Source organism: Microbacterium sp. HMH0099 (genome assembly GCF_049384025.1).
Lineage (GTDB): Bacteria > Actinomycetota > Actinomycetes > Actinomycetales > Microbacteriaceae > Microbacterium.
In genome coordinates this window covers 433,048-456,403 of sequence record NZ_JBMRJR010000001.1, presented here as the reverse complement: position 1 = coordinate 456,403, position 23,356 = coordinate 433,048, and the positions used below count along the sequence as shown (strand labels likewise).

Below are 23,356 nucleotides of genomic sequence, written 5' to 3'. Positions count from 1 at the left end.
GGTGCGAGACCGATCGGTTTCGCACCGACGGTGGCCCGCCTCGCGGATCAGCTCGGCGCCGAACGCCGGTGCGAAACGCGAGTCGATGCGCAACCGGGGCCGACCCTCAGGGATTGCCCGTGGCGACGTCCGACCGGGCTTTCGTATCCCGTCCAAGAAAAACGTTGGTGAGGAATTGGCTGTGAGTTATGTTTGTGCAACGCGCGCCGGAGACGCCGCGCACATCGCTCAACTCATCCCCCCGTTTGGAGCGCACTATGGGTCGTACCCTGCGTTCGGCCGCGGTCATCGCATTGGCCGGGCTGTTCACCGGTGCCGGATTGACATCCGCGCACGCCGTCGAGTCCGTCGGGGAGGTGTCATCCCCCACTCCCATCGAGTCGACCACGGGTCGCTACATCGTCGTCCTCGACGAGGCCCCCGCCGCGACGTACGACGGCGGTGAGGCAGGTCTCCGAGCCACGCAGCCGGAGGAGGGCGACCGCCTCGATCCGACGAGCGAGGAGGTGCGCGAGTACTCCGCCTTCCTCGAAGAGCGCCAGGAGGACGTCGCCGCCGAGGCGGGCGTCGAGTCGGACTACTCCTACACGCTGGCCGTCAACGGCTTCAGCGCCGCGATGGACCCGAACCAGGCCGCCAAGCTCGCCTCGACGAAGGGCGTCAGCCGGGTCGTGCCCGACGAGATCCGGCACCCGGTGGCAGTGCCCTCCACCGAGTTCCTCGGCCTCGAGGGACCCGGCGGCGTGTGGGAGCAGGTCGGCGGGATCGGCGCCGCGGGCGAAGGCGTCGTCGTCGGCGTCATCGACACCGGCATCGCCCCCGAGAACCCGTCGTTCGCGGGCGAGCCGCTCGGCACGACCCCGGGCGACGAGCCCTACCTCGACGGCAACGACGTCGTGTTCAACAAGGCGGACGGGACCGAGTTTCGGTCGCCCCGCGTGGAGGCCGGCGACGGCTGGTCGCTCGACGACTACTCCACGAAGCTCGTCGGCGCCCGCTACTTCGACCAGGGCGCGGCCGGCACCGGCTTCACCTTCGAGGGCGACTACCGTTCGCCCCGCGACGGCGACGCGCACGGCTCGCACACCGCGAGCACGGCCGCCGGCAACAACGGCGTCGACGCGTCCGTGGAGGGCATCGACTTCGGGCAGATCTCGGGCGTCGCACCCGCGGCCAAGGTCGCCGCGTACAAGGCGTGCTACTCCGGCCCGGATCCGCTCGTGACCACCGATGACATCTGCGCCCTGAGCGACCTGCTCGGCGCAATCAACGCCGCGGTCGAGGACAACGTCGACGTCATCAACTACTCCATCGGCGGCGGCGCGGCCACGACCACCCTCGCCCTCGAGGACGAGGCGTTCTTCAACGCCGCCGCGGCCGGCATCTTCGTCTCCGTCTCGGCCGGCAACTCCGGTCCCGGAGCCTCGACCGCCGACCACGCGTCGCCCTGGTACACCACCGTCGCCGCGTCGACGATCCCCACGTACGAGGGCACCGTCCAGCTCGGCGACGGCCAGAGCTTCGCGGGTGCGTCCGTCACCGTCCGCGAGCCCCTCACCGGTGAGCTCGTCTACGCGGGTGACATCCCCGCCGCGGGGGCGACGCCGGCGAACGCCGCGCTGTGCCTGCTCGACACGATCGACGCCGCGGCCGCCGCGGGCAAGATCGTCGTCTGCGACCGCGGTCAGAACGCCCGCGTCGAGAAGTCGCAGGCCGTGGACGAGGCGGGAGGCGTGGGCATGGTCCTCGTCAATGTCACCCCCGCCTCGGTCGACAACGACTTCCACAGCGTGCCGACCGTCCACATCGACGCGCGCTACCGCGACGCCCTGCTGACCTTCGTGCGCGAGGCATCCGACCCGACGGCGACCCTGGTCGGCGAGAACACCACGGGCGCGGAGACCCCGACCCCGCAGGTCGCCGGCTTCTCCAGCCGCGGACCGATGCTCGCCGACGGCAGCGACGTGCTCAAGCCGGACATCTCGGCACCGGGCGTGGCGATCCTCGCCGCCGCCGCGAACGCCGAGGGTGCGGCTCCCACCTGGGAGTTCCTCTCCGGCACGTCCATGTCGTCGCCGCACATCGCGGGTCTCGCCGCGCTCTACCTGGGCGAGCGGCCGACCGCGACGCCCGCCGAGGTGAAGTCCGCGATGATGACCACCGCGTACGACACGGTCGACGCGGACGGCAACGACGTCACCGACCCGTTCGCGCAGGGAGCCGGCCACGTCGACCCCACGCGCTTCTTCGAGCCGGGACTGCTGTACCTGAACGGCCCGAGCGACTGGGCCGCGTTCCTGCAGGGCAAGGGCCTGTACGACTTCGGCGTCGAGCCGATCGACGGCAGTGACCTCAACCTCGCGTCCATCTCCATCGGATCGCTCGCGAAGCCCCAGACCGTCACGCGGTCGGTGACCTCGACGCAGGCCGGGACCTTCACGGCATCCATCGACGTCCCCGGCGTGGATGCCACCGTGGAGCCGGCATCGCTGACGTTCGGCGCCGCGGGTGAGACGAAGACCTTCGAGGTCACCTTCACGCGCACGACGGCCCCGGCCGAGCAGTGGACCACCGGCTTCCTCACCTGGACCGGCGGAGACACGCAGGTGCGTTCGCCGATCGCCATCCAGTCCGTGACCGCCGAGGCCCCGGCCGAGGTGTCCGGCGAGGGTCTCTCCGGCACGACGAGCGTCGAGGTCCTGCCCGGGGTGAGCGGCGACCTGCCGCTGACCGTGTCCGGCCTGGCCGCCGTCGAGCTGCTCACCGACGCCGACAACCCCGTCGAGGGGCACTCGGGCGACGAGCAGTCGGGCGACGCGGACGGCTACGTCCGCTGGATCGTCGAGGTCCCCGAGGGCGCCACGCTCTCGCGCTTCGACCTCGACTCGTCCGACGACACCGGCAGCGACCTCGACCTGTTCGTGTCGCGCGTCGTGAGCGCCGACGACCTGCGGTACTACGAGCAGTGGACCTCGGCGTCCGGCTCGGCGGACGAGCGGGTCTCGCTGGCGAACCCGACGCCCGGGACGTATCTGATCGAGGCGAACATCTACTCGTTCACGAACCCGTTCACGTGGGACATGACCTACTCGAGCGTCACCCCCGGTGGGGAGGGCCAGCTGACCGCGACGCCGAACCCGCTGCCGGCCACGCAGGGCACTCCGGTGTCGTACGAGCTGTCGTGGCAGGGCCTCACGCCCGAGACGCGCTACCTCGGCGTGGTGCAGTACGGCGCCTCGAGCGTGCAGACGGTGCTGACGGTCGACTCGGGCCAGGCCCCGCCGACCATCGTGGAGGCGCCGACGGTCTCGGGCACGGCGAAGCTCGGTCGGACGCTCACCGCCACCCCCGGCACCTGGGACCCGGCCGACGTGACCGTCGCCTACCAGTGGCTGCGGAACGGGGAGCCGATCGCCGGAGCGACGTCGAAGACGTACCGCGTCCAGCGCGCGGACCTCGGGACGGTGCTCTCGGTCCGCGTCACCGCCACCGCCGAGGGCAACGCGCTCACCGGCACGGCCGACAGCGCGGGCACGCCCGTCGTCGTCGCCTCGCGGACGACCGTCTCGGTCACGCCCCGCTCGGGCTCGGCCGGCGACACGTTCGCCGTGACCGTGCAGGTGCGCCCGACGGGCGGCCCCGCGGCCACCGGCGACGTGACGGTCACGGTCGACGGCAAGCAGTACACGGCCACTCTGGAGAACGGCACGGCGACCATCACGACGGACCCGCAGACCCGCGGGACCAAGCGCGTGACGGCGACCTACCCGGGCTCCGAGACCATCGAGGACTCGGAGGGTCGCACGAGCTTCACCGTGCGCCGCTGATCCACCCGCCGACGCGGCGTCCGGGCTCCGGCTCGGGCGCCGCGTCCGCGTTCCACCGAAGCCCGCGGGTGGCATGGCGCCGCGTCCGCGTTCCACCGAGGCCCGCGGGTGCCGTGGCGCCGGCGTCCGCATTCCGCCGGGGCCCGCGGGTGGCATGGCGCCGGCGTCCGCGTTCCGCCGGGGTGCCCGAGGGTCCCGACGCGGAGTACCGCCCCCGGGCCCCGGGATCAGACGCGGCGGCGGCGCGGGGTGAGCCGGACGCCCGGCAGCGGGGGAGCGGGGATCCGCTCCGGACCGTGATCGACCACGGCGCCGAAGCGCGGGGCCTGCGCCTCCCACGCCTCGCGGGCGTCGACGATCTCGTCGTGCGAGCGCCCGACGAAGTTCCACCACATGACGATGTCGGCCTCGAAGGGCTCGCCTCCGAGCAGGAACACCCGGGCGTCCGCCGCGGCCGAGATCTCCACGTGGTCGCGTCGCGTGCCCAGGTAGACCAGGCGCGTGGCATCGACGGACACGGATGCCGCCCCGTCGGACGACGGCGGGGCGTCGCGCCGCGCGGCGTCGGCGTCGACCACGGGGACGCCGGTGTCCAACTCGACCTCGCCGACCATCCCGACGAGCGCGTACTCCCAGTCCGGGCGCAGCGGCACGCGCGTGCGGGTGCCGGCGGCCAGCCGCAGCTCCGCCCCGACGATCGGCGTGTGCACGGTCGCCGGGGAGACGACGTCGCCGAGCTCGCCCATGACGACGACGGCGTCCGCGCCGTGCCCCAGCGGAAGAACGGGCAAATCCTCGTGCCGCTCGAACGCGGGCGTGCCGTGACGGCGGTGCTCCGGCAGGGCGACCCACAGCTGCAGGGCGTCGAGGGCGACGGGCCCGTCTCCGAGCGAGTACTCCGAGTGCGCGATGCCGGCACCGCTCGTCATGAGGTTGAGCGCACCGGGGCGCACGATCACGTCGCTGCCGACGGCGTCGCGGTGCCGCACCTCGCCCACGATGGGCCAGGTGACGGTCTGCAGGCCGATGTGCGGGTGGGGTTCGACGCGCATGCGCGTCTCCTGCGGGCCGAAGCGGTCGAGGAAGCACCACGCGCCGACCATCGGCAGCGCCCGGTGCGGCAGCGTCCGGTGGACCTCCATGCCGCGCACGCCGCCGAGGGGGACTTCGCGCGCCTCCACCACGAGCGCGCGGGGGCCGTCGCAGTCCACCGGTCCTTCGGACGCGGGCGGAGCGACGTCGAGGCGGGTCATGACGACGCGCCGTCGGGCCAGTCGACCTTCAGACCGGGGACGTCGTGCCCCTTCAGCCAGCTCGCGACGAACGGGCAGCTGGGGACGATCGTGTCGCCGCGGCGGGCCAGGTCGGCGAGAGCCTCCCGGGCGAGCGCGGAACCGAGTCCGTGCCCCTCGAACGCGGGATCCACCTCGGTGTGCGGCAGCTCGACCCGGCCGTCGCCCGCCGGGCGGAACTTCAGGAACCCGCCGAGCTCGTCGCCCAGGTGCACCTCGTACTGCCGCGTCTCCTCGTTCCGGGTCACGGTCACGTCGTCGCTCATGTCGCCTCCAGGTCGTGCGTCTGCTGACAACGTACGAGGCGCCGGTCCTGTTCCGCCCTCCCTGGCGTCGGCGACGTCTTTTTGCAAGCAGGGGGAGGTGATGTGGCGGCGGGAGGATGCTTCACCCCTCAGAGGTCCTCCCTTCTCGGCATCCCCTCCCTTCCCTGCCGGGTGCGGGTTGTGGGCGGGGGAGGTGATGTGGCGGCGGGAGGGTCCCCTGCCTCGTGGAAGTCGTCCCTTCCCGGCATCCCCTCCCTTCCCTGCCGGGTGCGGGTTGTGGGCGGGGGGAGGTGATGTGGCGGCGGGAGGATCCCCTGCCTCGTGGACGTCCTCCGTTCTCGGCATCCCCTCCCTCCGCGACCCGGCCGGCCGGTGCCCACCGTTCGTCGCACGGATCGTGCCGCTCATCGCACCGTCTCCGTCGACGGCCGTGGGAGGCCGCGGCATCCCTCTAGCCTTCCGAAAGTCCGCAGAGCCGCGAACGAGGAGAGACATGAGCGCTTCCGTCGACGACGACATCGTCACCGACCCGAACCTTCCGCCGGTGGCGGTCCCGCCCGAGAGGACCGAGACCCGCTGGACCCCGGCGAAGATCGCGCTCTGGGTCGCGATCGCCCTGCTCGGCGGGCTGGGGTGGACGATGCTGGCCATCGTCCGCGGCGAGACCGTCAACGCGATCTGGTTCGTCTTCGCGGCGGTGTGCACGTACCTGATCGGGTACCGCTTCTACTCGAAGGTCATCGAGCGCTACATCGCCCGGCCCGACGACCGCCGGGCCACGCCCGCCGAGCGCAAGCAGGACGGCAAGGACTTCGTCCCCACCGACCGCCGCGTGCTGTACGGGCACCACTTCGCCGCCATCGCGGGCGCCGGTCCGCTGGTCGGACCCGTCCTGGCCGCGCAGATGGGATACCTGCCGGGCACGATCTGGATCATCGTCGGCGTCATCCTCGCCGGTGCCGTGCAGGACTACCTCGTCCTCTTCTTCTCCATGCGGCGCGGCGGCCGCACCATCGGTCAGATGGCCCGGGACGAGCTCGGCAAGGTCGGCGGCACCGCGGCGATCCTCGCGAGCCTGCTCATCATGCTCATCATCGTCGCGATCCTCGCGCTCGTCGTGGTCAACGCCCTCGGCGAGAGCCCCTGGGGCGTCTTCAGCGTCTCCATGACGATCCCCATCGCGATCTTCATGGGCCTCTACCTGCGGTACATCCGCCCGGGTCGCATCACCGAGATCTCGATCATCGGCTTCGTGCTGCTCATCGGCGCGATCATCGCGGGCGGCTGGGTGTCGTCGACGGCCTGGGGCTACGACCTGTTCCACCTCGACCGCACCGTCATCGCCTGGGGCATCATCGTCTACGGCTTCGTCGCCGCGGTCCTGCCGGTGTGGCTGCTGCTCGCGCCGCGCGACTACCTCTCGACGTTCATGAAGATCGGCGTCATCGTCATGCTCGCCGGGGCGATCGTCCTCGTCCGGCCCGAGATCAGCGTCCCCGCCTTCAGCGAGTTCGCCGGCGGCCAGCTCGGTCCCGTCTTCACCGGACCGATCTTCCCGTTCCTCTTCGTCACGATCGCCTGCGGAGCCCTCAGCGGGTTCCACGCGCTCATCGCGTCGGGGACGACGCCGAAGCTCGTCGAGAAGGAGCGCCAGACGCGCTTCATCGGCTACGGCGGCATGCTCATGGAGTCGTTCGTCGCCATCATGGCGCTCGTGGCGGCGCTGTCCATCGACCGCGGCATCTACTTCGCCATGAACTCGTCGCCGGCGGCCACGCTCGGCACCGTCGAGGGGGCGGTCGCGTTCGTGAACGGGTTGGGCCTGGCCGGGGTGAACCTCACGCCCGAGATGCTGACCTCGACCGCCGCGGCCGTCGGCGAGAGCTCGATCGTCTCCCGCACCGGCGGCGCACCGACCCTCGCCCTGGGGCTCGCCAACATCATGCAGGCGGCGCTCGGCGGTCAGGCGCTCATGGCGTTCTGGTACCACTTCGCGATCATGTTCGAGGCGCTGTTCATCCTCACCGCCGTCGACGCCGGCACGCGCGTCGCCCGGTTCATGCTGCAGGACTCGCTCGGCACGGTGATCCCCAAGTTCCGCGATCTGTCGTGGCGGCCCGGGGTGTGGGTCTGCACGGCGATCATGGTCGCGGGCTGGGGCTCCATCCTCATCCTCGGCGTGACCGACCCCCTCGGTGGGATCAACACCTTCTTCCCGCTGTTCGGCATCGCCAACCAGCTGCTCGCGGCCATCGCGCTTGCCGTGGTCCTGGCGATCGTCGCCAAGCGCGGCCGCGCGTACTTCCGCTGGCTGTGGATCGTCGCGCTGCCGCTGGCCTTCGCGGCGGTCGTGACGATCACGGCATCCATGTACAAGATCTTCTCGCCGGTCCCGGCGGTCGGATATTGGGCCAACCACTTCGCTTTCCGCAACGCGCTCGCCGAGGGGCTGACCGAGTTCGGCACGGCGCGGTCGGTGACGGCGATGGAGGCGGTCGTCCGGAACACGTTCGTCCAGGGCGTGCTGTCGGTCATCTTCGTGACCCTCGCGATCGTCGTGATCGCCATGGCGCTCGTCGTCACGGTGCGCGCCGTGCGCAACGGGGGCGGCGACAACCTGGAGGATCCCGCTGTGGCATCCCGTCGCTTCGCTCCCGCCGGCATGCGCGCCAGCGCCCCGGAGCGCGAGATCGAGAAGCAGTGGCAGGCCCTCCCCGCCGATCACCCCGACCGTCCCTCGACGGCGGCGCACCACTGAGGCGGGACGGATGACCGACCTGGATGCCACGGCCCCCGGCCCTCTCGCCCGCCTCGCGGCGGGTGCGGCGGCCGCGGGCCGGGGTCTCCGGTGGTACGTGACGACGCTCATGGGCGACCGCGCCTACGACGTCTACGTCGCCCACCACCGGGCGCACCACCCGGACGAGCCCCCGCTCACCGAGCGGCAGTTCTGGCGGCAGCGGACGGACGAGCAGGAGCGCAATCCCGGCGCGCGCTGCTGCTGACTAGGCTGCGACCATGCCCGACGCACCGCTCCTCGCGGCGGCCCTCGGTGTCGTCGTCGGCGCGCTCCTGACCGTCGCGCTCGTCGTCGCCCGCCGCTTCGCGCTCGCCTCGCGTGACCTCGGCAGCGACGCCGAGCGCGCGACGCACCGGACGCTGCACCTCGCGGCGGCGGCGGCTGCGGCGCTCCGCGGGGGGCGGGACGAGCCGGACCCGGCGCGCGCGGCCCGGCACCTGCGGGCGCTGCTGTCGGCCGACGCGGTGGCCATCGTCGACGCCGGCGCCGACCGGGTGTCGCTCGACGGGCCGGAGGAGCTGGCGTCGTCGGCACGCCGCATCGCCGCGCGGGTGCGCGAGTCGGGTCGACGGCAGGTGTTCTCGATGCCGGAGGGGGATGCCGTGGGGGCGCCGATCGTCGTGGACGGGCAGGTGTGGGGCGCGGTCGTCGCCTTCGCCGGCGCCGCCCGCGGACCGCTCGTGCGGGCGACGGGCGACGTCGCGCAGTGGTGCGCCGCGCAGCTGGAGCTGGCGGACCTCGACGCGTCGCGGGCCGCGCTGGCGGAGGCGGAGCTGCGCGCGCTCCGCGCCCAGATCAGCCCGCACTTCATCTACAACGCGCTCACGGCCATCGCGTCGTTCATCTCAACGGACCCGCCCCGCGCCCGCGACCTCGTGCTCGAGTTCGCCGACTTCACGCGCTACTCCTTCCGCCGCCAGGGCGAGTTCACGACCCTGGCCGAGGAGCTCCGGAGCGTGCACTCCTACCTCGAGCTCGAGCGCGCGCGCTTCGGCGACCGGCTGTCGGTGCGGCTGCGCATCGCACCGGAGACGCTGGCGACGGTGATCCCCTTCCTCTCGGTGCAGCCGCTGGTGGAGAACGCGGTGCGGCACGGACTGGAACCGGGCGAGCGCGGGGGCGTCCTGACCGTCACCTCGATCGACGACGGCACGCACACCGAGGTCGTGGTGGACGACGACGGCGTCGGCATGGACCCCGTCGAGCTGGCGGCGCTGCTCGACCTGGACGCCCCGTCGACGCACGTGGGTCTGCGCAACGTCGACACGCGTCTGCGGCAGCTGTACGGGCCGGGCGGCGGTCTCGTCGTCGAGACGAACGTCGGCGCGGGGACGTCCGTGCGGCTGCGCGTCCCGAAGTCGCAGCCGCGGCACGAGACGGCGCTCGGATGACCGCGGGCGCGGCGGCCGGGGCGCGCGGATGACCGCGGGTGCGGCGGCCGGGGCGCGAGGACACGGCGGAGGGTCGACGCCGGAGCGCGGGGGCGTGGACGTGCTCGTCGCCGACGACGAGGCGCCGGCGCTGGCGGAGCTCGTGTCGCTCCTCTCCGCCGATCCCCGGGTGGGCGTCGTCCACGCGGCGGGCAGCGGTGCGGAGGCGCTGCGGGTCCTCGAGCGCGGCGAGGTGGCCGTCGCCTTCCTCGACGTGCACATGCCCGGGCTCGGCGGGTTCGACCTGGCCCGCGCGCTGGCGGGGTTCCGTCGGCGCCCGGCCGTGGTGTTCGTCACCGCGGACGAGGCGGGCGCGGTCCGGGCCTTCGACCTCGAGGCGGTGGACTACGTCTTGAAGCCGGTGCGGGTGGAGCGTCTGCGCCGCGCGCTCGGACGGGCGATCGAGGCGGGCTCCGCGCCCGGGGCGACGGCCGCGGACGAGACCATCCCCGTGACGACGGGGACGGCCACGCGGCTGCTCCGCCGCAGCGACGTGCGGTGGGTGCAGGCGCAGGGGGACTACTCCCGCCTCTACACCGCGGCATCCGATCATCTGATCCGCACGCCGTTGTCGGAGCTGGCCGACCGCTGGGCGGACGCCGGTTTCGTCCGGGTGCACCGGTCGTATCTCGTGCACCGCGACGCCGTCGCCGAGGTGCGTCTGTCGGGAGCGACGCCGACCGTCGTCCTGCCCGAGATCGAGCTGCCCGTCAGCCGTCGCCTGGTCGCCGCGGTCCGCGATGCCTTCCTCCGCTGACCCCGCACCTTCCGCGTCGACCTGCCCCACCCCCGCGCTGACTTGCCGCAGATGTACGCCGCGGGGCGCTTCTTGCGTACATCTGCGCCAAGTCAGCGCCGGGGATACCGCGGCCTTGGGTGTGCGCTGAGTTGCCGCAGATGTACGCCGCGGGGCGCTTCTTGCGTACATCTGCGCCAAGTCAGCGCCGGGGGTACCGCACGGTAGCGCGGGGGAGGAGGTCAGCGCGGGGGGACGGGGGAGGGGATGCCGCGGGCCCGGTGCCGACGCACGGCGGCGCGGTTGGCGCAACGCACGGAGCAGTAGCGCTGGCGGCCGTTGCGGGTCACGTCCACGACCACCTTCGTGCACGGGTCCGCGGCGCAGCGCCCGAGCCGGTTCATGCCGCGCGTCACCAGATGGAGGGACGTGCCCACCGAGATGACGGCCGCGAGCACCTGGGGGAGCGCCTCGTCGCGGTCGCGGTAGTGCAGATGCCAGCCCTCCCCGTCGTGGTTGGTCAGCCGCGGGTAGGCCGTGACGGCCGCCATCTGCGCGTTCAGCAGCGCCGACCGGGCGTCGGGGTCGGGCTCGTCGACGACGCGGAGCCAGTCGTCGATGACCGCGCGGGTCCGTGCATGATCGTCGGGGAGCTCGGGGAACGTCATCGTCATGCCCTCGGCGAGCGTCCGCGCCTCGATGCCCGCGCGGTCCGCCGGCCAGTCGTTCGCGAGCGACGCGGCCAGCAGCACCGCGTACTCGCCGTAAGGGTTGAGATGCATAAGAGCATTACAACACGATGGGCTCATGACCGCGCCCGAGACCCTGTCGCATCCCGTCGTCGCCCCGGCATCCCGGCACGAGCACGCCTGGGTGACGTCGTCGTCGCACGCCACCAGCGAGGGCCGGATCCGCTACGTGAGGTGCGTCGACTGCGGCGCCCACCGGGTGGACCTCGAGCCCCGCGCCGTCGTCGTGCCCGAGGCTCTCACGCGACCGCTCGGCTGAACGCCGGGGCGCCCGGTGCCGGGGCGTCGACGGGGCGGCATCCGGATGCCACGATGGGATGCCATGAGCGAGGAGCGCCGTCCGATGCCGCGCGTGCGCGTGACGGCGTCCGACGCGCGGCGCGGCCCGCGGGCGGCGACCCGGGGCTTCGCACTCCCCGGGCAGACGCCCGACGACGCCGAGACCGTCTTCTCGCGCGGTCTCGTCCGGACGCAGCTCCGGCTCGCAGTCGGGTGCGTGGCCGCGTTCCTGGCCGTGGCCGCGACCCTCGCCGGGGTCGTGTTCGCGCTCCCCGTCCTGGGTGATCCTGTCGTCTTCGGCGTCCCCGCGTCGTGGCTGCTGCACGCCTACGGCTTCTACCCGCTGATCCTCGCCTTCGCGCTCGTGTACGTCCGCGCGGCCGCGCGCAACGAGCGTCGCTACCGGGCGCTCGCCGATCCCGAGGAGGGCGCGTGAACCCGGTGTTCGACCTCGCGGCCGTCGGGCTGCTCGTGGTCGTCACCGCGGTGCTGGGCTTCGCCGGGGTGCGCCTGTCGCGGACGACGAGCGACTTCTTCGTCGCGTCGCGCAGCGTCCGCAGCGTCTGGAACGCCTCCGCGATCAGCGGGGAGTACCTCTCCGCCGGAACCTTCCTCGGCCTCGCCGGCCTCGTCCTGCTGTCGGGTGCCGAGGGGTTCTGGTTCCCCATCGGCTACGCGGCCGGGTACCTGCTCGTGCTGCTCTTCGTCGCGGCGCCGCTCCGCCGCAGCGGGGCGTACACGATCCCGGACTTCGTCGAGGCGCGCCTGGAGTCCCGGGCGGCCCGCCGTGTGACCAGCGTCGTCGTGCTCGTGATCGGCTGGCTCTACATCGTGCCGCAGCTGCACGGCGCCGCCCTCGCGCTCGGCGTCGTCGCCCCGGTGCCGCCGTGGGTGGGCGCGGTGCTCGTCGCGGTGCTCGTGGCCGGGATCGTCGCGGCGGGAGGGATGCGGGCCATCACGGCGGTGCAGGCGTTCCAGTACTGGCTGAAGCTGACGGCGCTCCTCGTCCCCGCGGTGTTCCTGCTCGTGGCGCTCTCGGGCGGAGGTGCCGACGTGGACCCGGCCGCGGTGTTCCCCGCCGAACGCGGCCCCGCCGGGGCGGACGCCTACCTCACCGGCTCCCTCCTTCTCGCGCTCCTGCTCGGGACGATCGGTCTGCCGCACGTCCTCGTGCGCTTCTACACGAGCCCCGACGGCGCGTCCGCCCGTCGGACGACCGTCATCGTCATCGTGCTCGTCGGGGCGTTCTATGCGGTGTCCTCGACCATGGCGCTGATCGCCCGCGTCGTCGCGCCCGACCTCGCGGTGCCGGGACTCGCGGACACCGTCGTGCTGGCCCTGCCCTCGCGCGTCCTGCCCGGTGTCGTCGGCGAGCTCCTCACGGCGCTCATCGTGGCCGGCGCCTTCGCCGCGTTCCTCGCGACCTCCTCCGGGCTCGTCGTCTCGCTCGCCGGCGTCGTCAGCCAGGACGTCTTCGGCGGCAGCGTCCGCTCGTTCCGTCTCTCCGCCGTCCTGTGCACGGCGGTCCCCCTGGCGATGGCTCTGCTGACGCAGCCGGCCGGTCTCGTGTCGAGCGTCGGTCTCGTGTTCGTGTTCGCGGCGTCCACCCTGTCGCCCGTCCTCCTCCTGGGGGTGTGGTGGCGCCGGCTGACGGCCCGCGGGGCGGTGGCGGGGATGACCGTCGGTGCGGTCGCGTGCGGCGCCGCGCTGCTGGGCGCCCGGCTCGTCGCGGACGCCGGTCCCGTCGCCGTGCTGTTCGCTCAGCCGGCGGCCTGGACCATTCCGCTCACCACGGCGGTCGTCGTGGTCGTCTCGCTCGCCGACCGCGGTGGCATCCCGTTCCGCGCCGATCGGTACCTGGCGCGCCTGCACACGCCGGACACCCGGCCCGGCCGTGGGGTGCCGGACCGCGCGACGTGACGGGGGCGCCGGACCGCGCCACGTGACGGGGGTGCCGGACCGCGCGACGTGACGGCTCCCGGGGGAGGAGGCCGGACCGCGCGACGGCCTAGGGTGGGGGACGTGTCCACCCCGTCCCCGGCCGAGTCCGCGATCGGCGCCGCGCTGGGGCGGGTCGTGCGCGCCGCGCGCACCGAGCGCGGGCTGTCGATGCGCGCGCTCGCCGCGGCGGCCGAGATCAGCCAGCCGTTCCTGAGCCAGATCGAGAGCGGTCAGACGATGCCCTCCGTGGTCACGCTGTTCCGCCTCGCCAAGGGCCTCGGGATCTCCCCGTCCGAGCTGCTCCCCTCCGTGGCGGACCCCGAGCCGATCTACCTCACCCGCGGTGCCGATGCGGTGCGGGTGCGGGTCATGGAGTCGGACGAGCGTGCGACCAGTCGCGTCCTGTCCTCCGGCAGCGCGCGCGGAGCGAACGTGCAGGAGTACCACCTCGTCGGCCCCTACCTCGGGGACTGGTTCGAGTCCGACGGCGAGATCACGTCCTACGTCGTCGACGGCGCCGTCACCGCGACGATCGAGGGCCGCGGGGAGTGGGACCTCGGGCCGGGCGATGCGCTGTGGCATCCCGGAGCCTTACGCAACCGCTGGGAGATCCGCGGCGACGGGACGGCGACCGTGCTGCTCGTCTACGCGTCCGCGCGGACCGAAACATGATCGTCACGCGATAGCCACAGGTTATCGAAGTTAGCTCCATACGATCGGAGCGTGCCCCGCTCCACTCTGCTCGTCCCCGACCTCGTCGTGACGATGAACGACGCCCTCGACGTCCTCACGGATGCGGCGGTGCTCGTCACCGGTGACGCGATCGCCGCCGTCGGTCCCGCCGCCGAGCTCTCCGCCGCCGCCCCGGACGCCGCGCGGGTCGAGCTCCCCGGACGCCTCCTCATGCCGGGCCTGGTGAACTCCCACCACCACTCGGGCATGCTGCGCGGCACGGCCGAGCACCTGCCGGTGTGGGAGTGGCTGCGCCTGCACATCGACCCGATGCACCGCGTCCTCCGTCCCGAGGAGGCCGAGGCGGCCGCGTGGCTCTGCTACGCCGAGGGGCTGCTGTCGGGCACCACGACGGTGGTCGACATGTGGCGGTACATGGACGGCGCCGTCCGCGCCGCGACCGCGCTCGGCAACCGGGTCGTCACCGTCAACTACGTCGGCGCCCACCCCGACTTCGACTACTTCGACACCCTGGACGATAACGAGCGGATGCTGCGAGAGCACACCGGGGCGGCGAACGGACGCGTCATGCCCTGGGTGGGGCTGGAGCACCCGTTCTACGCCGACGCCGCCGGGCAGCGGCGTGCGATCGCCCTCGCCCGCGAGTACGACACCGGGCTCTACACCCACTGCAGCGAGTCCGAGCTCGAGGTGGCGGACTTCGCGGAACGGCACGGGGCGCGCCCCATGTTCGCCCTCGAGCAGCTCGGGTTCTTCGAGGCGCCGCGCGCCATGATCGCCCACGCCGTGTGGCTCGACCAGGCCGAGGTCGACCTCGTCGCCGCGCGGGGCGTCGGCGTCTCGCACAACCCCGTCTCGAACATGAAGCTCGCCAGCGGCATGGCGCCCGTCGCCGAGATGCTCGCGGCCGGGGTGAACGTCGGGCTCGGCACGGACGGCGAGAAGGAGAACAACAACCTCGACATGTTCGAGGAGATGAAGGTCGCGTCGCTGCTCGGCAAGCTCCGGACGATGGATGCCGCCGCGATGGACTCCTGGGACGTGCTGCGCATGGCGACGCGCGGCGGGGCGGCGGCGATCGGCCGGGGCGCGGAGCTCGGGGCCATCACGGTCGGGCGGAAGGCGGACCTCGTCGCAGTCCGCACCGACACCCCGCGCATGACCCCCCTTCTGCCGGCGGGCGGCTACGCCAACATCCACCACAACCTCGTCCACGCCGTCCGCGGCTCCGACGTCGACCTGACGATGGTCGACGGCGACATCGTCGTGCGGGACGGGCGACTCGTCCACGCGGACCTCGCCGAGATCATCGACCGCGTCCGGGCGCTCGTGCCGGATCTCTTCGCCCGTCGCTCGGCCTGGCTCGACGCGCAGGACGATCCCGCCGGACTGTTCCACGGGTGAGAGGACCCTCATGACCATGCAGCTCGCTCCGGCGCCGCTCGGCGCACGGGTCACGGCGTTCCTCGGCGACCACCCCGGGCGGCTCCTCATCGGGGGGCGCTGGACGGACGCGGCGGGCGGCGAGACCTTCGGGACGCTCGACCCCGCCACCGGGACGAAGACCGCCGACGTCGCCCGCGGCCGAGAGGCCGACGTCTCCGCCGCCGTCGCCGCCGCCCGCGCGGCGCTCGAGGGCGAATGGGGGCGGATGCGTCCCGCCGACCGCGGGGCGTTGCTGTGGCGGATCGCCGACCTCATGCAGGAGCACCTCGACGACCTCGCCGAGCTCGAGACCCTCGACCAGGGCAAGAACCTGCGCACCTCGCGATTCGGGGAGGTCCCCGCGGCCATCAACCAGTTCCGCTACTACGCGGGCTGGCCGACCAAGATCCTGGGCGAGACGATCCCGACCTCGCTCAGCCGGACGCCTCCCGGCAAGGAGGTCTTCGCCTACACGCGGCGGGAGCCGGTCGGGGTCGTGGCGGCCATCGTCCCGTGGAACTCGCCGCTGATCATGACCGCGATGAAGCTCGCGCCCGCGCTGGCAGCCGGCTGCACGGTCGTGCTGAAGCCGGCCGAGAACACCCCTCTCAGCGCTCTGTACCTGGCGCGGCTCCTGACGTCGGCCGGTCTCCCCGACGGCGTCGTCAACGTCGTCACGGGATATGGCGCCGAGGCCGGCCAGGCGCTCGCGGACTGCCCCGGCGTCGACAAGATCGCCTTCACCGGGTCGACCGCCGTCGGCAAGCGGCTCGTGGCCGCGGCATCCGGTCGACTCGCGCGCCTGACGCTCGAGCTCGGGGGGAAGTCGCCGGCGATCGTGCTGCCCGACGCCGACTTGGACGTCGCCGTCGAGGGGATCTCCCGCGGCATCTTCGACAACGGGGGTCAGGTGTGCGTCGCGAGCGCGCGCGTGTACGCGCACCGCGACGTGTACCGCGAGGTCGTCGACGGCATGGCGGCGTTCGGGGCCGGGCTCCGGCTCGGGCACGGCCTCGACGCCGCCGCGGACCTCGGCCCGCTCGTCAGCGAGACGCAGGCCGCCCGCGTCGCCGCCTACATCGACGAGGGGCGCGCCGAGGGTGCCGAGGTGGTCACCGGCGGCGAGCGCAGCGGCCCGGCGGGCACGTTCTACAGCCCGACCGTGGTCACGGGCGTCCGTCCCGACATGCGCCTCATGCGCGAGGAGATCTTCGGGCCGGTCGCCGTCGTGACGCCGTACGACGACGTCGACGAGGTCGTCGGCTGGGCGAACGACTCGCCCTACGGGCTGGCGGCGAGCGTCTGGACGCGGGGCCTGAGCGACGCGCACCGCACCGCCGCCCGCCTGCAGGCGGGGACGGTGTGGGTCAACTGCCATTCGTTCCTCGGCCCCGAGCTGCCCAAGGGCGGCCATAAGGAATCGGGCTGGGGATACGAGAACGGCCCGCAGGGCCTGGAGAACTACCTGGAGACCAAGACGGTGGTGATGGTGATCTGATGAGCGAGCGCACGCGCATCGCCCTGGGCGTCTTCGAGATGATGAACCCCAGCAACGGGATGCCGACCTGGACGGACCCTCGCGGCCGGGGCGACGATTGGGACCGGCTCGAGTACTGGGTCGACCTGGCACGGATGCTGGATGCCGCCGGCTTCGACTTCCTCTTCTTCGCCGACACCTACGGCTACGCGACCCTCGACGGGGCCATGCCGGAGGAGGTGGCCGCTCACGGCATCCAGTTCCCCGCGCTGGACCCCATGCTGGCGATCGCCGCGCTGGCCTGCGAGACCGAGACGCTCGGCTTCGTCGTGACCTCGCCCACGACCGTGGAGAAGCCGTACGGCACCGCCCGGCGGTTCGCGACGCTCGACCGTCTGACCGGCGGCCGTATCGGCTGGAACGTCGTGACCGGGAGCTCGCAGGCCACGACCGACGAGCTGTTCGGGATCACCGCCCAGCTCACGCACGACGAACGCTACGACGCAGCCGACGAGTTCCTGGACACGTGCCTGCGTCACTGGGAGCACAGCTGGGACGACGAGGCCGAGGTGCGCGATCGCGCGAGGGGCGTGTACGCGGACCCGGCGGGACTGCACCGCGTCGAGGTCGACGGCGCCTACCAGCGCTCACGCGGGGTGTTCGCCGTCCCGCCCACGCCGCAGCGCACTCCCATGCTGTTCCAGGCGGGCACGTCGGATCGTGGCCGCGCGTACGCCGCGCGCAACGCCGAGGCCGTCTTCATCCAGGGGCAGTCGATCGCATCCGCCGCGGCCCACGTGGCCGACATCCGCGCGCAGGCCGTCCGGCAGGGGCGACGGCCCGACGACGTCAAGGTCGTCACGGGCATGACCGTGACGGTCGCGCCGACCCGTGCCGAGGCTCTCGCGCTGCGGGCCGAGTACGAGGCCCTGCTGACGCGGGCCGACGCCGCGGTGATGTTCGCGGGCATCACGGGGCTGGACCTGACCGGCCTCGATCCCGACACCCGCGTCGCCGACCTGCGGACCGACCTGGGGCAGACGCTCGTCCAGCGCTACGCGCGCCAGAACCCCGACATGAGGGTCGGCGAGATCATCGACGCGTTCCGGACGAAGGCGATCCGCGGCTTCCAGGTCACGGGATCGCCCGAGGAGGTCGCCAACGAGATCGAGGCGATCGTCGACGGGTCCGGGATCGACGGCGTCATGCTCGAGCCCACGTTCGGCGGACCCGACGCCTACCGCGCGTTCATCGAGCTCGTGCTGCCGATCCTCGCCGCGCGGGGGAGGGTCTCCCGGCCGTCCGGCACGACCCTGCGCGAGCACCTCTCGGGGGCGGCCCGCCTGGCCCCCACCCACCGCGCACACACCCTGCGCACCGCAGAGCCGGTCCGCTGAGCCCCGGCGCAGCGGCACATCCCGTCTCGACGGGCGCGCGACCCCCGAGGTTCGCGAGCCCGGTCCCGGCGGGTGCACATCGAAAGGAGAGCACGGATGAGAACGGATGCCGTCGAGGCGGTGCTGCGCGGCCTGAAACGCGCGGGAGTGAGCGTGGCGACATACCTGCCCGACTCGCTGCTGAAGGAGCTCTACCCGGCCCTGGACGCGGATGCCGACATCCGCACGATCCCGGTCACCAACGAGGGAGAGGGGGCCGCGATCGCCGGAGGGGTGTTCCTCTCCGGCAAGCGCGCCGTGCTTGTGATGGAGAACTCCGGGCTGCGCGCCGCGACAGAGCACCTCGCGCGGATGGGCCTCGGTGCCGGCATCCCCGTCGTGATGATCATGAGCTACCGCGGCGAGATGGGCGAGAACAACTGGTGGGCCATCCCGCACGGCATCACGATGGAGCCTCTCCTGCAGGCGCTCCGCACCCCGTACACGATTGTGCGCACCGTCGAGGAGATCGAGACGGCCATCGTCCGCGCCTACGACACCGCCTACGCGTCGTACTATCACGCCGCCATCGTCCTCGGAGGAGACCTGGTCCGATGAGCTACTCCCGCTTCCACGCCATGCGCCTGCTGGGCGACCGTCTCACGGACGAGCTCGTCATCCTCTCCCTCGGCGGTGCCGTCGACGAGTGGTACAACGCCGCTCCGCACATGCGCGACGCGTCGCTCTTCCAGCAGCAGCTCGGCTGCGTCACCCCCGAGGCCTTCGGCCTGGCCGTCGGGCTCCCGCACCGTCGGATCGTCTCGCTCGACACCGACGGCGGACTGCTCTTCAACCTCGGCATCCTGGCCACCCTGGGCAACGAACGCCCCCACAACCTCTTCATCGTCGTGTGGGACAACGAGCAGTACCAGTCCATCGGCGGACCCCGCACGCACACCGCCGCGGGGCGCGTCGACCTGGCGGCGATCGCGCGCGGCGCCGGCGTCGCCAACGCCTTCACCGCCGAGACGCTGGAGGAGTTCGACCGGCACTGCGCGGCCGGACTGGCCGCCACGGAGCCCTACCTCGTCGTCGCCAAGACCGATGGCATCCTGGAGCCGGGGATCCGCCGCAAGCACTCCGACGGCCGCGAGGACAAGTACATCTTCGTCCGCCACGTCGAGGCGTCCGAGGGCATCACCATCATGGGACCCAGCGAGCACAACTGATGCCCGCGTCCCGGTTGCTGCGCGGGCCTTCTCGCCGGCCGGACGGCCGCGCGCCCCGCTACGACGTGATCGTCGTCGGGGCGGGGGCCGCCGGCTGCGTCCTCGCGGCGCGCCTGACGGAGGACCCGGACAGGCGGGTCCTCCTCGTCGAGGCCGGTCCCGACGGGCGGATGGATGCCGCGATCGACGACGCCGCGCACTGGGACGCCCTCCTCGGCGGAAGGTACGACTACGGCTACCGCTCAACGCCCGCGCGGGCCGTCCTCGGCCGGTCGCTCGCCATGCCGCGGGGCCGGGTGCTGGGAGGGTCGTCGTCGACGAACGCGATGCTCTGGTACCGCGGTCATCCCGACGACTACGACGCCTGGGCGGCGGCCGGGGCGACCGGCTGGTCGTACGGCGACCTGCTCCCGTTCTTCCGCCGCTCGGAGGCCCGCGCGGGCGGGGATCCCGTCCACCGCGGCACCGACGGTCCCATGCGCGTGGGACCGCTCGCCGCGGTGCACCCCATCGCGCACGCCCTCCTCGGCGCCGCGGTCGAGCGGGGTCTGCCCGCGCTGCAGGACGCGAACGCCGGCGTCACCGAGGGGGCCGTTCACGCCGACTACAACGCGGTCGTGGGGGACGACGGCGCATTCGAGCGGTGGTCCGTCGTGCGCGCCTATCTCGAGCCGGCGCTCGCCCGCCCGAACCTCGACGTCCTGGTCGGCAGCCGCGTGCACGGTGTCGTCCTCGACGGCCCGACCTCGGCGGGGAGCGTGGTCCGCGGCATCCGGCACGTCGTGGACGGAGCCGTCGTGACGACCCTCGCGGATCGGACGGTGCTCGCCGCCGGGGCCATCGACACCCCTCGCCTGCTGCAGCTGTCGGGCATCGGCGATCCCGCGCGACTGGCCGCCGTCGGCATCCGACCGCGCCACGACCTGCCCGGGGTCGGTGAGAACCTCCAGGATCACCCGCTCATCCTGGGGATGAACTTCCGCGCCCGCGACGACCTCGGCCCGGTGATCGGAAACGGCGGCGGCACGATGCTCAACTGGCGGAGCTCCCAGGCCCGCGGGCGTCCCGACCTGCACGCGGTGATCGCGCACGGATCCCGCGGCGACGAGAGGCTGCACGCGACGAACGACCTGTCCGGAGGGCGCGTCTTCGCCGTCGTGCCCGGTCTGTACCACTCGCGCAGCGTCGGGTGGGTGCGGGCGCGGTCGGCCGACCCGGACGCCGCGCCGGAGATCCAGCCGAACTACCTCGCCGACCCGGCCGACCTGGCGGCGATGGTCGACGCCGTCGACGCCGTACAGGACCTCGTCGCCACCCCCGCGTACGCCGATCTCGCGGAGGGGCCGATCACGCCCGCCGCCGGCCTGTCGCGCGCCGCGCAGGAGCGTTTCGTGCGCGAGAACGTCGGGACGTTCTTCCACTGCTCGGGCACGGCCCGCATCGGCACCGACGATCTCGCCGTCGTCGACCCGGGTCTGCGGGTGCGCGGCCTCGAGGGTCTCTGGGTCGCCGACGCGTCCGTCATGCCCGCCATCCCCACGAGCAACACGCAGGCCCCCACGGTGGCGATCGCCGAACGGGCGGCCGACCTGCTGCGCGCCGCGGGCGGGTGAGCCGCTCCCCGCTCGGTGGCCGGTCCGGCATGTCCCCCTTTGTGCAGGTTCTGAGTCCTGTTTTTTGCACGAAGTGGGACATGGATGCCATGACCCTCGCCGGGGTCAGGGGGCGAGCAGCGCGTCCAGGGCGAGGAAGGCGGCGCGGAACTCGGCCCGGAGGCGCTGCTTCTCGGCGTCGGAGCAGAACGCCATGTCGATCCCGGCGAGCGCGATGCGCTGAGCGGCCGCGGCGTCCAGGCCCAGCGCGGTGAGCCCTTCGCGGTACTCGCGTCCGAGGTCCGTCCGGAAGAAGAGCGCGTCGTCCGTCGAGACCGAGACCGGGAGTCCGGCGTCCACCATCCTCCGGATGCGATGGGTCTCGTCCAGCGTCCACCCCGAGCAGATCGTGGTCGACCACGGCGTCGTGGCGAAGCCGATGCCGCGCTGGCGGGCCAGGGCGAGGACGGCCGGGTCGTCGACGACGCGATAGCCGTGATCGATGCGGTCGCAGCCGAGCACCTCGATCGCGGCACGGACGTTCTCCGGGTCCGCCGACGGCGTCTCGCCGACGTGCGCCGTCCGGCGCAGCCCGTGGGCGCCGGCGAGCGCGTACGCCTCCACGAAGCGCAGCGGGTCCTCCGTGTTCTCGGGGGTCAGGTCGTCCTGTCCGATGCCGACCACCTCCGGCCGAGGGTGCGCGATCATCTCGCGGACGAGATCGACGGCGGCCTCTCCCGACTCGCGGCGGTTGATGGCCACGACCACGCGGAAGCCGACGCCGAAGTCCCGCTCGGCGCGCCGCAGCCCGGCGATCACGGCGTCGACGACCTCGGCGTACGACAGCGGCGACGATCGTCGGGCGAAGTACTGCGGGTTGACGTAGTACTCCCGGTAGCGCAGATTTCCCGCGCGCACCGCGTCCTCGACGCCTTCCCACGCCACGCGGGCGATGTCGTCGCCGGTGCGCAGGACCTCGTGGGCGATCCGCCACCCGTGCAGGAAGTCGACCAGGTCGGCGAAGTCGAACAGGTGCTCGGCGTCCTCCGTCCACAGTGCGACGCCGTCGCGGGCGGCGAGCTCCTGCAGGGTCGTCGCCCGCATTGTGGAGGTCAGGTGGCAGTGCAGCTCGGTCTTCGGGAGGAGCTGCAGGTAGTCGGCGAGCGAGATCACCGCGGTCCGCTCAGTCGGCGAGGGCGACGTCGTGGGACGCCGCGTAGGCGCGGACGGCGGCGATGTGCTCGTCCCGGCGGGCGTGGGGGAGCCAGGACGCGGTGAACGAGTTGATCGCGAGCCGGGCCAGGTCCGCGGCATCCAGGCCCGCCTTCTCGGCGAGGGCCACGTAGTTGTCCGCCACGTACGCGCCGAAGTAGGCCGGGTCGTCGGAGTTCACCATCACCCGGACGCCGTCGCGCAGCAGCCGGACGATCTCATCGGACTTCATCTGGCTGGTGACGAAGGAGTTGGACACCGGACAGGTCGTGAAGCCGAGCCCGCGCTCCTTGGCGAGGGCGATCAGCGCCGGGTCCTCGACGATGTTGGTCCCGTGGTCGATGCGGTCCACGCCGATGTCCTCGATGACGGCGCGGATGTTGTCGATCGACCCGATCTGGTCGATGTCGCAGTGCATCGTCAGCAGGAAGCCCTCGGACTTCGCCCGGGCGAAGACGTCGGCGAACTTGGCCGGCGGGTTGTCTCGCTCGTCCGAGTCCAGCCCGACGCCGATGATCCACTCCTTGTAGGGCAGCGCCGCCTCGAGCGTGGCCATGGCGTCCTCGGCCGGGAAGTCGCGGAGGAAGCAGAGGATGAGCTCGGCCGAGACGCCCAGCTCCGACGAGGCGCGGACCGCCGCGCGGTGGTACCCGGTGATGACGGCCTCGAACGGCACGCCCCGGCTGGTGTGGGCCTGCGGATCGAAGAACATCTCGACGTGGACCACGCCCTGCTCCCGCGCCTTCTGCAGGTACGCCCATGCGAGGTCGTGGAAGTCCTCCGCCGTCTGCAGCACCTGCATCGCCGGGTAGTACACCGCGAGGAAGCTCGTCAGGTCGGTGAAGTCATAGGTCGCCTTGACCTCCTCCACCGTCTTCTCCGCGAGCTCGATGCCGTTGCGAGCGGCGAGCGCGAACTTGAGCTCGGGCTCGAGTGTCCCCTCGAGGTGCAGGTGCAGCTCGGCCTTGGGCAGGCCGAAGGCGAAAGCGGTGATGTCGGTCATGGGGCTTCTTCCGGGCGAGGGCGGGTGCC

At 72.6% G+C, this 23,356-nt stretch carries 20 protein-coding genes; 15 read left to right on the top strand and 5 right to left on the bottom strand.

Going from position 1 to position 23,356, the window contains the following annotated elements; translation table 11 throughout:
• Positions 1-257 precede the first annotated feature (257 nt).
• Positions 258-3,827 (top strand): S8 family serine peptidase, encoded by a 3,570-nt coding sequence (locus ACO03V_RS01965; RefSeq protein ID WP_423136409.1) that lies wholly within the window; start codon positions 258-260, stop codon positions 3,825-3,827.
• 227 nt (positions 3,828-4,054) lie between these two features.
• On the opposite strand, the gene ACO03V_RS01960 is transcribed toward ACO03V_RS01965, so the two are convergent.
• Together ACO03V_RS01960 and ACO03V_RS01955 are read right to left on the bottom strand one after the other, a co-directional pair.
• Positions 4,055-5,080, bottom strand: a complete 1,026-nt coding sequence (locus ACO03V_RS01960; protein ID WP_423136408.1) for a pirin family protein — start codon at positions 5,078-5,080, stop codon at positions 4,055-4,057.
• Positions 5,077-5,385, bottom strand: coding sequence for a GNAT family N-acetyltransferase (locus ACO03V_RS01955; protein WP_423136407.1), 309 nt, complete (start codon positions 5,383-5,385; stop codon positions 5,077-5,079). Before ACO03V_RS01955 ends, ACO03V_RS01960 begins: the two co-directional genes overlap by 4 nt.
• A 493-nt stretch (positions 5,386-5,878) precedes the next feature.
• Here ACO03V_RS01955 and ACO03V_RS01950 point away from each other — a divergent pair, with 493 nt between their 5' ends.
• From ACO03V_RS01950 to ACO03V_RS01935, 4 genes are all read left to right on the top strand, one after another.
• Positions 5,879-8,143, top strand: a complete 2,265-nt coding sequence (locus tag ACO03V_RS01950) for a carbon starvation CstA family protein (protein WP_423136406.1) — start codon at positions 5,879-5,881, stop codon at positions 8,141-8,143.
• Between the two features lie 10 nt (positions 8,144-8,153).
• Positions 8,154-8,390 (top strand): YbdD/YjiX family protein, encoded by a 237-nt coding sequence (locus ACO03V_RS01945; protein WP_367731762.1) that lies wholly within the window; start codon positions 8,154-8,156, stop codon positions 8,388-8,390.
• 13 nt (positions 8,391-8,403) lie between these two features.
• Positions 8,404-9,576, top strand: a complete 1,173-nt coding sequence (locus ACO03V_RS01940) for a sensor histidine kinase (RefSeq protein WP_367731764.1) — start codon at positions 8,404-8,406, stop codon at positions 9,574-9,576.
• Positions 9,577-9,670: 94 nt separating this feature from the next.
• Positions 9,671-10,372 (top strand): LytR/AlgR family response regulator transcription factor, encoded by a 702-nt coding sequence (locus ACO03V_RS01935; RefSeq protein WP_423136405.1) that lies wholly within the window; start codon positions 9,671-9,673, stop codon positions 10,370-10,372.
• Between the two features lie 221 nt (positions 10,373-10,593).
• Here the strand turns inward: ACO03V_RS01935 and ACO03V_RS01930 are convergent, their stop codons facing one another.
• Positions 10,594-11,133, bottom strand: coding sequence for a CGNR zinc finger domain-containing protein (locus tag ACO03V_RS01930; RefSeq protein ID WP_423136404.1), 540 nt, complete (start codon positions 11,131-11,133; stop codon positions 10,594-10,596).
• 25 nt (positions 11,134-11,158) lie between these two features.
• Between ACO03V_RS01930 and ACO03V_RS01925 the strand changes: the two genes are divergently transcribed.
• The 10 genes from ACO03V_RS01925 (at position 11,159) to ACO03V_RS01880 (ending at position 21,133) form a co-directional block, all read left to right on the top strand.
• The gene (locus ACO03V_RS01925; RefSeq protein ID WP_367731782.1) at positions 11,159-11,359 is read left to right on the top strand and encodes a hypothetical protein; all 201 of its coding nucleotides are present in this window, start codon (positions 11,159-11,161) and stop codon (positions 11,357-11,359) included.
• A gap of 63 nt (positions 11,360-11,422) precedes the next feature.
• Positions 11,423-11,815 carry a heavy metal transporter gene (locus ACO03V_RS01920; RefSeq protein WP_423136403.1) on the top strand — a complete coding sequence of 131 codons (393 nt, stop codon included), beginning with the start codon at positions 11,423-11,425 and terminating at the stop codon, positions 11,813-11,815.
• Positions 11,812-13,299 carry a cation acetate symporter gene (locus tag ACO03V_RS01915; protein ID WP_423136402.1) on the top strand — a complete coding sequence of 496 codons (1,488 nt, stop codon included), beginning with the start codon at positions 11,812-11,814 and terminating at the stop codon, positions 13,297-13,299. Before ACO03V_RS01920 ends, ACO03V_RS01915 begins: the two co-directional genes overlap by 4 nt.
• Positions 13,300-13,401: 102 nt before the next feature.
• Positions 13,402-13,992 (top strand): helix-turn-helix domain-containing protein, encoded by a 591-nt coding sequence (locus ACO03V_RS01910; protein ID WP_367731794.1) that lies wholly within the window; start codon positions 13,402-13,404, stop codon positions 13,990-13,992.
• A gap of 51 nt (positions 13,993-14,043) precedes the next feature.
• Positions 14,044-15,417 (top strand): amidohydrolase, encoded by a 1,374-nt coding sequence (locus ACO03V_RS01905; RefSeq protein WP_423136401.1) that lies wholly within the window; start codon positions 14,044-14,046, stop codon positions 15,415-15,417.
• A gap of 10 nt (positions 15,418-15,427) precedes the next feature.
• Positions 15,428-16,936 carry an aldehyde dehydrogenase family protein gene (locus ACO03V_RS01900; RefSeq protein ID WP_423136400.1) on the top strand — a complete coding sequence of 503 codons (1,509 nt, stop codon included), beginning with the start codon at positions 15,428-15,430 and terminating at the stop codon, positions 16,934-16,936.
• Positions 16,936-18,312 carry an NtaA/DmoA family FMN-dependent monooxygenase gene (locus ACO03V_RS01895; RefSeq protein WP_423136399.1) on the top strand — a complete coding sequence of 459 codons (1,377 nt, stop codon included), beginning with the start codon at positions 16,936-16,938 and terminating at the stop codon, positions 18,310-18,312. Before ACO03V_RS01900 ends, ACO03V_RS01895 begins: the two co-directional genes overlap by 1 nt.
• A 96-nt stretch (positions 18,313-18,408) precedes the next feature.
• The gene (locus tag ACO03V_RS01890; protein WP_367731807.1) at positions 18,409-18,909 is read left to right on the top strand and encodes a thiamine pyrophosphate-binding protein; all 501 of its coding nucleotides are present in this window, start codon (positions 18,409-18,411) and stop codon (positions 18,907-18,909) included.
• A complete protein-coding gene (locus ACO03V_RS01885; RefSeq protein ID WP_423136398.1) occupies positions 18,906-19,520 on the top strand; it encodes a thiamine pyrophosphate-dependent enzyme in 615 nt (204 codons plus the stop codon). Before ACO03V_RS01890 ends, ACO03V_RS01885 begins: the two co-directional genes overlap by 4 nt.
• The gene (locus ACO03V_RS01880) at positions 19,520-21,133 is read left to right on the top strand and encodes a GMC family oxidoreductase (protein ID WP_423136397.1); all 1,614 of its coding nucleotides are present in this window, start codon (positions 19,520-19,522) and stop codon (positions 21,131-21,133) included. Before ACO03V_RS01885 ends, ACO03V_RS01880 begins: the two co-directional genes overlap by 1 nt.
• A 105-nt stretch (positions 21,134-21,238) precedes the next feature.
• Here ACO03V_RS01880 and add (ACO03V_RS01875) read toward each other — a convergent pair whose 3' ends face one another.
• Both add (ACO03V_RS01875) and add (ACO03V_RS01870) read right to left on the bottom strand, forming a co-directional pair.
• Entirely contained in the window at positions 21,239-22,285 is a 1,047-nt protein-coding gene (add, locus tag ACO03V_RS01875) for an adenosine deaminase (RefSeq protein ID WP_423136396.1), read from the bottom strand.
• Between the two features lie 10 nt (positions 22,286-22,295).
• Positions 22,296-23,327 carry an adenosine deaminase gene (gene add, locus ACO03V_RS01870; protein WP_423136395.1) on the bottom strand — a complete coding sequence of 344 codons (1,032 nt, stop codon included), beginning with the start codon at positions 23,325-23,327 and terminating at the stop codon, positions 22,296-22,298.
• Positions 23,328-23,356 lie beyond the last annotated feature (29 nt).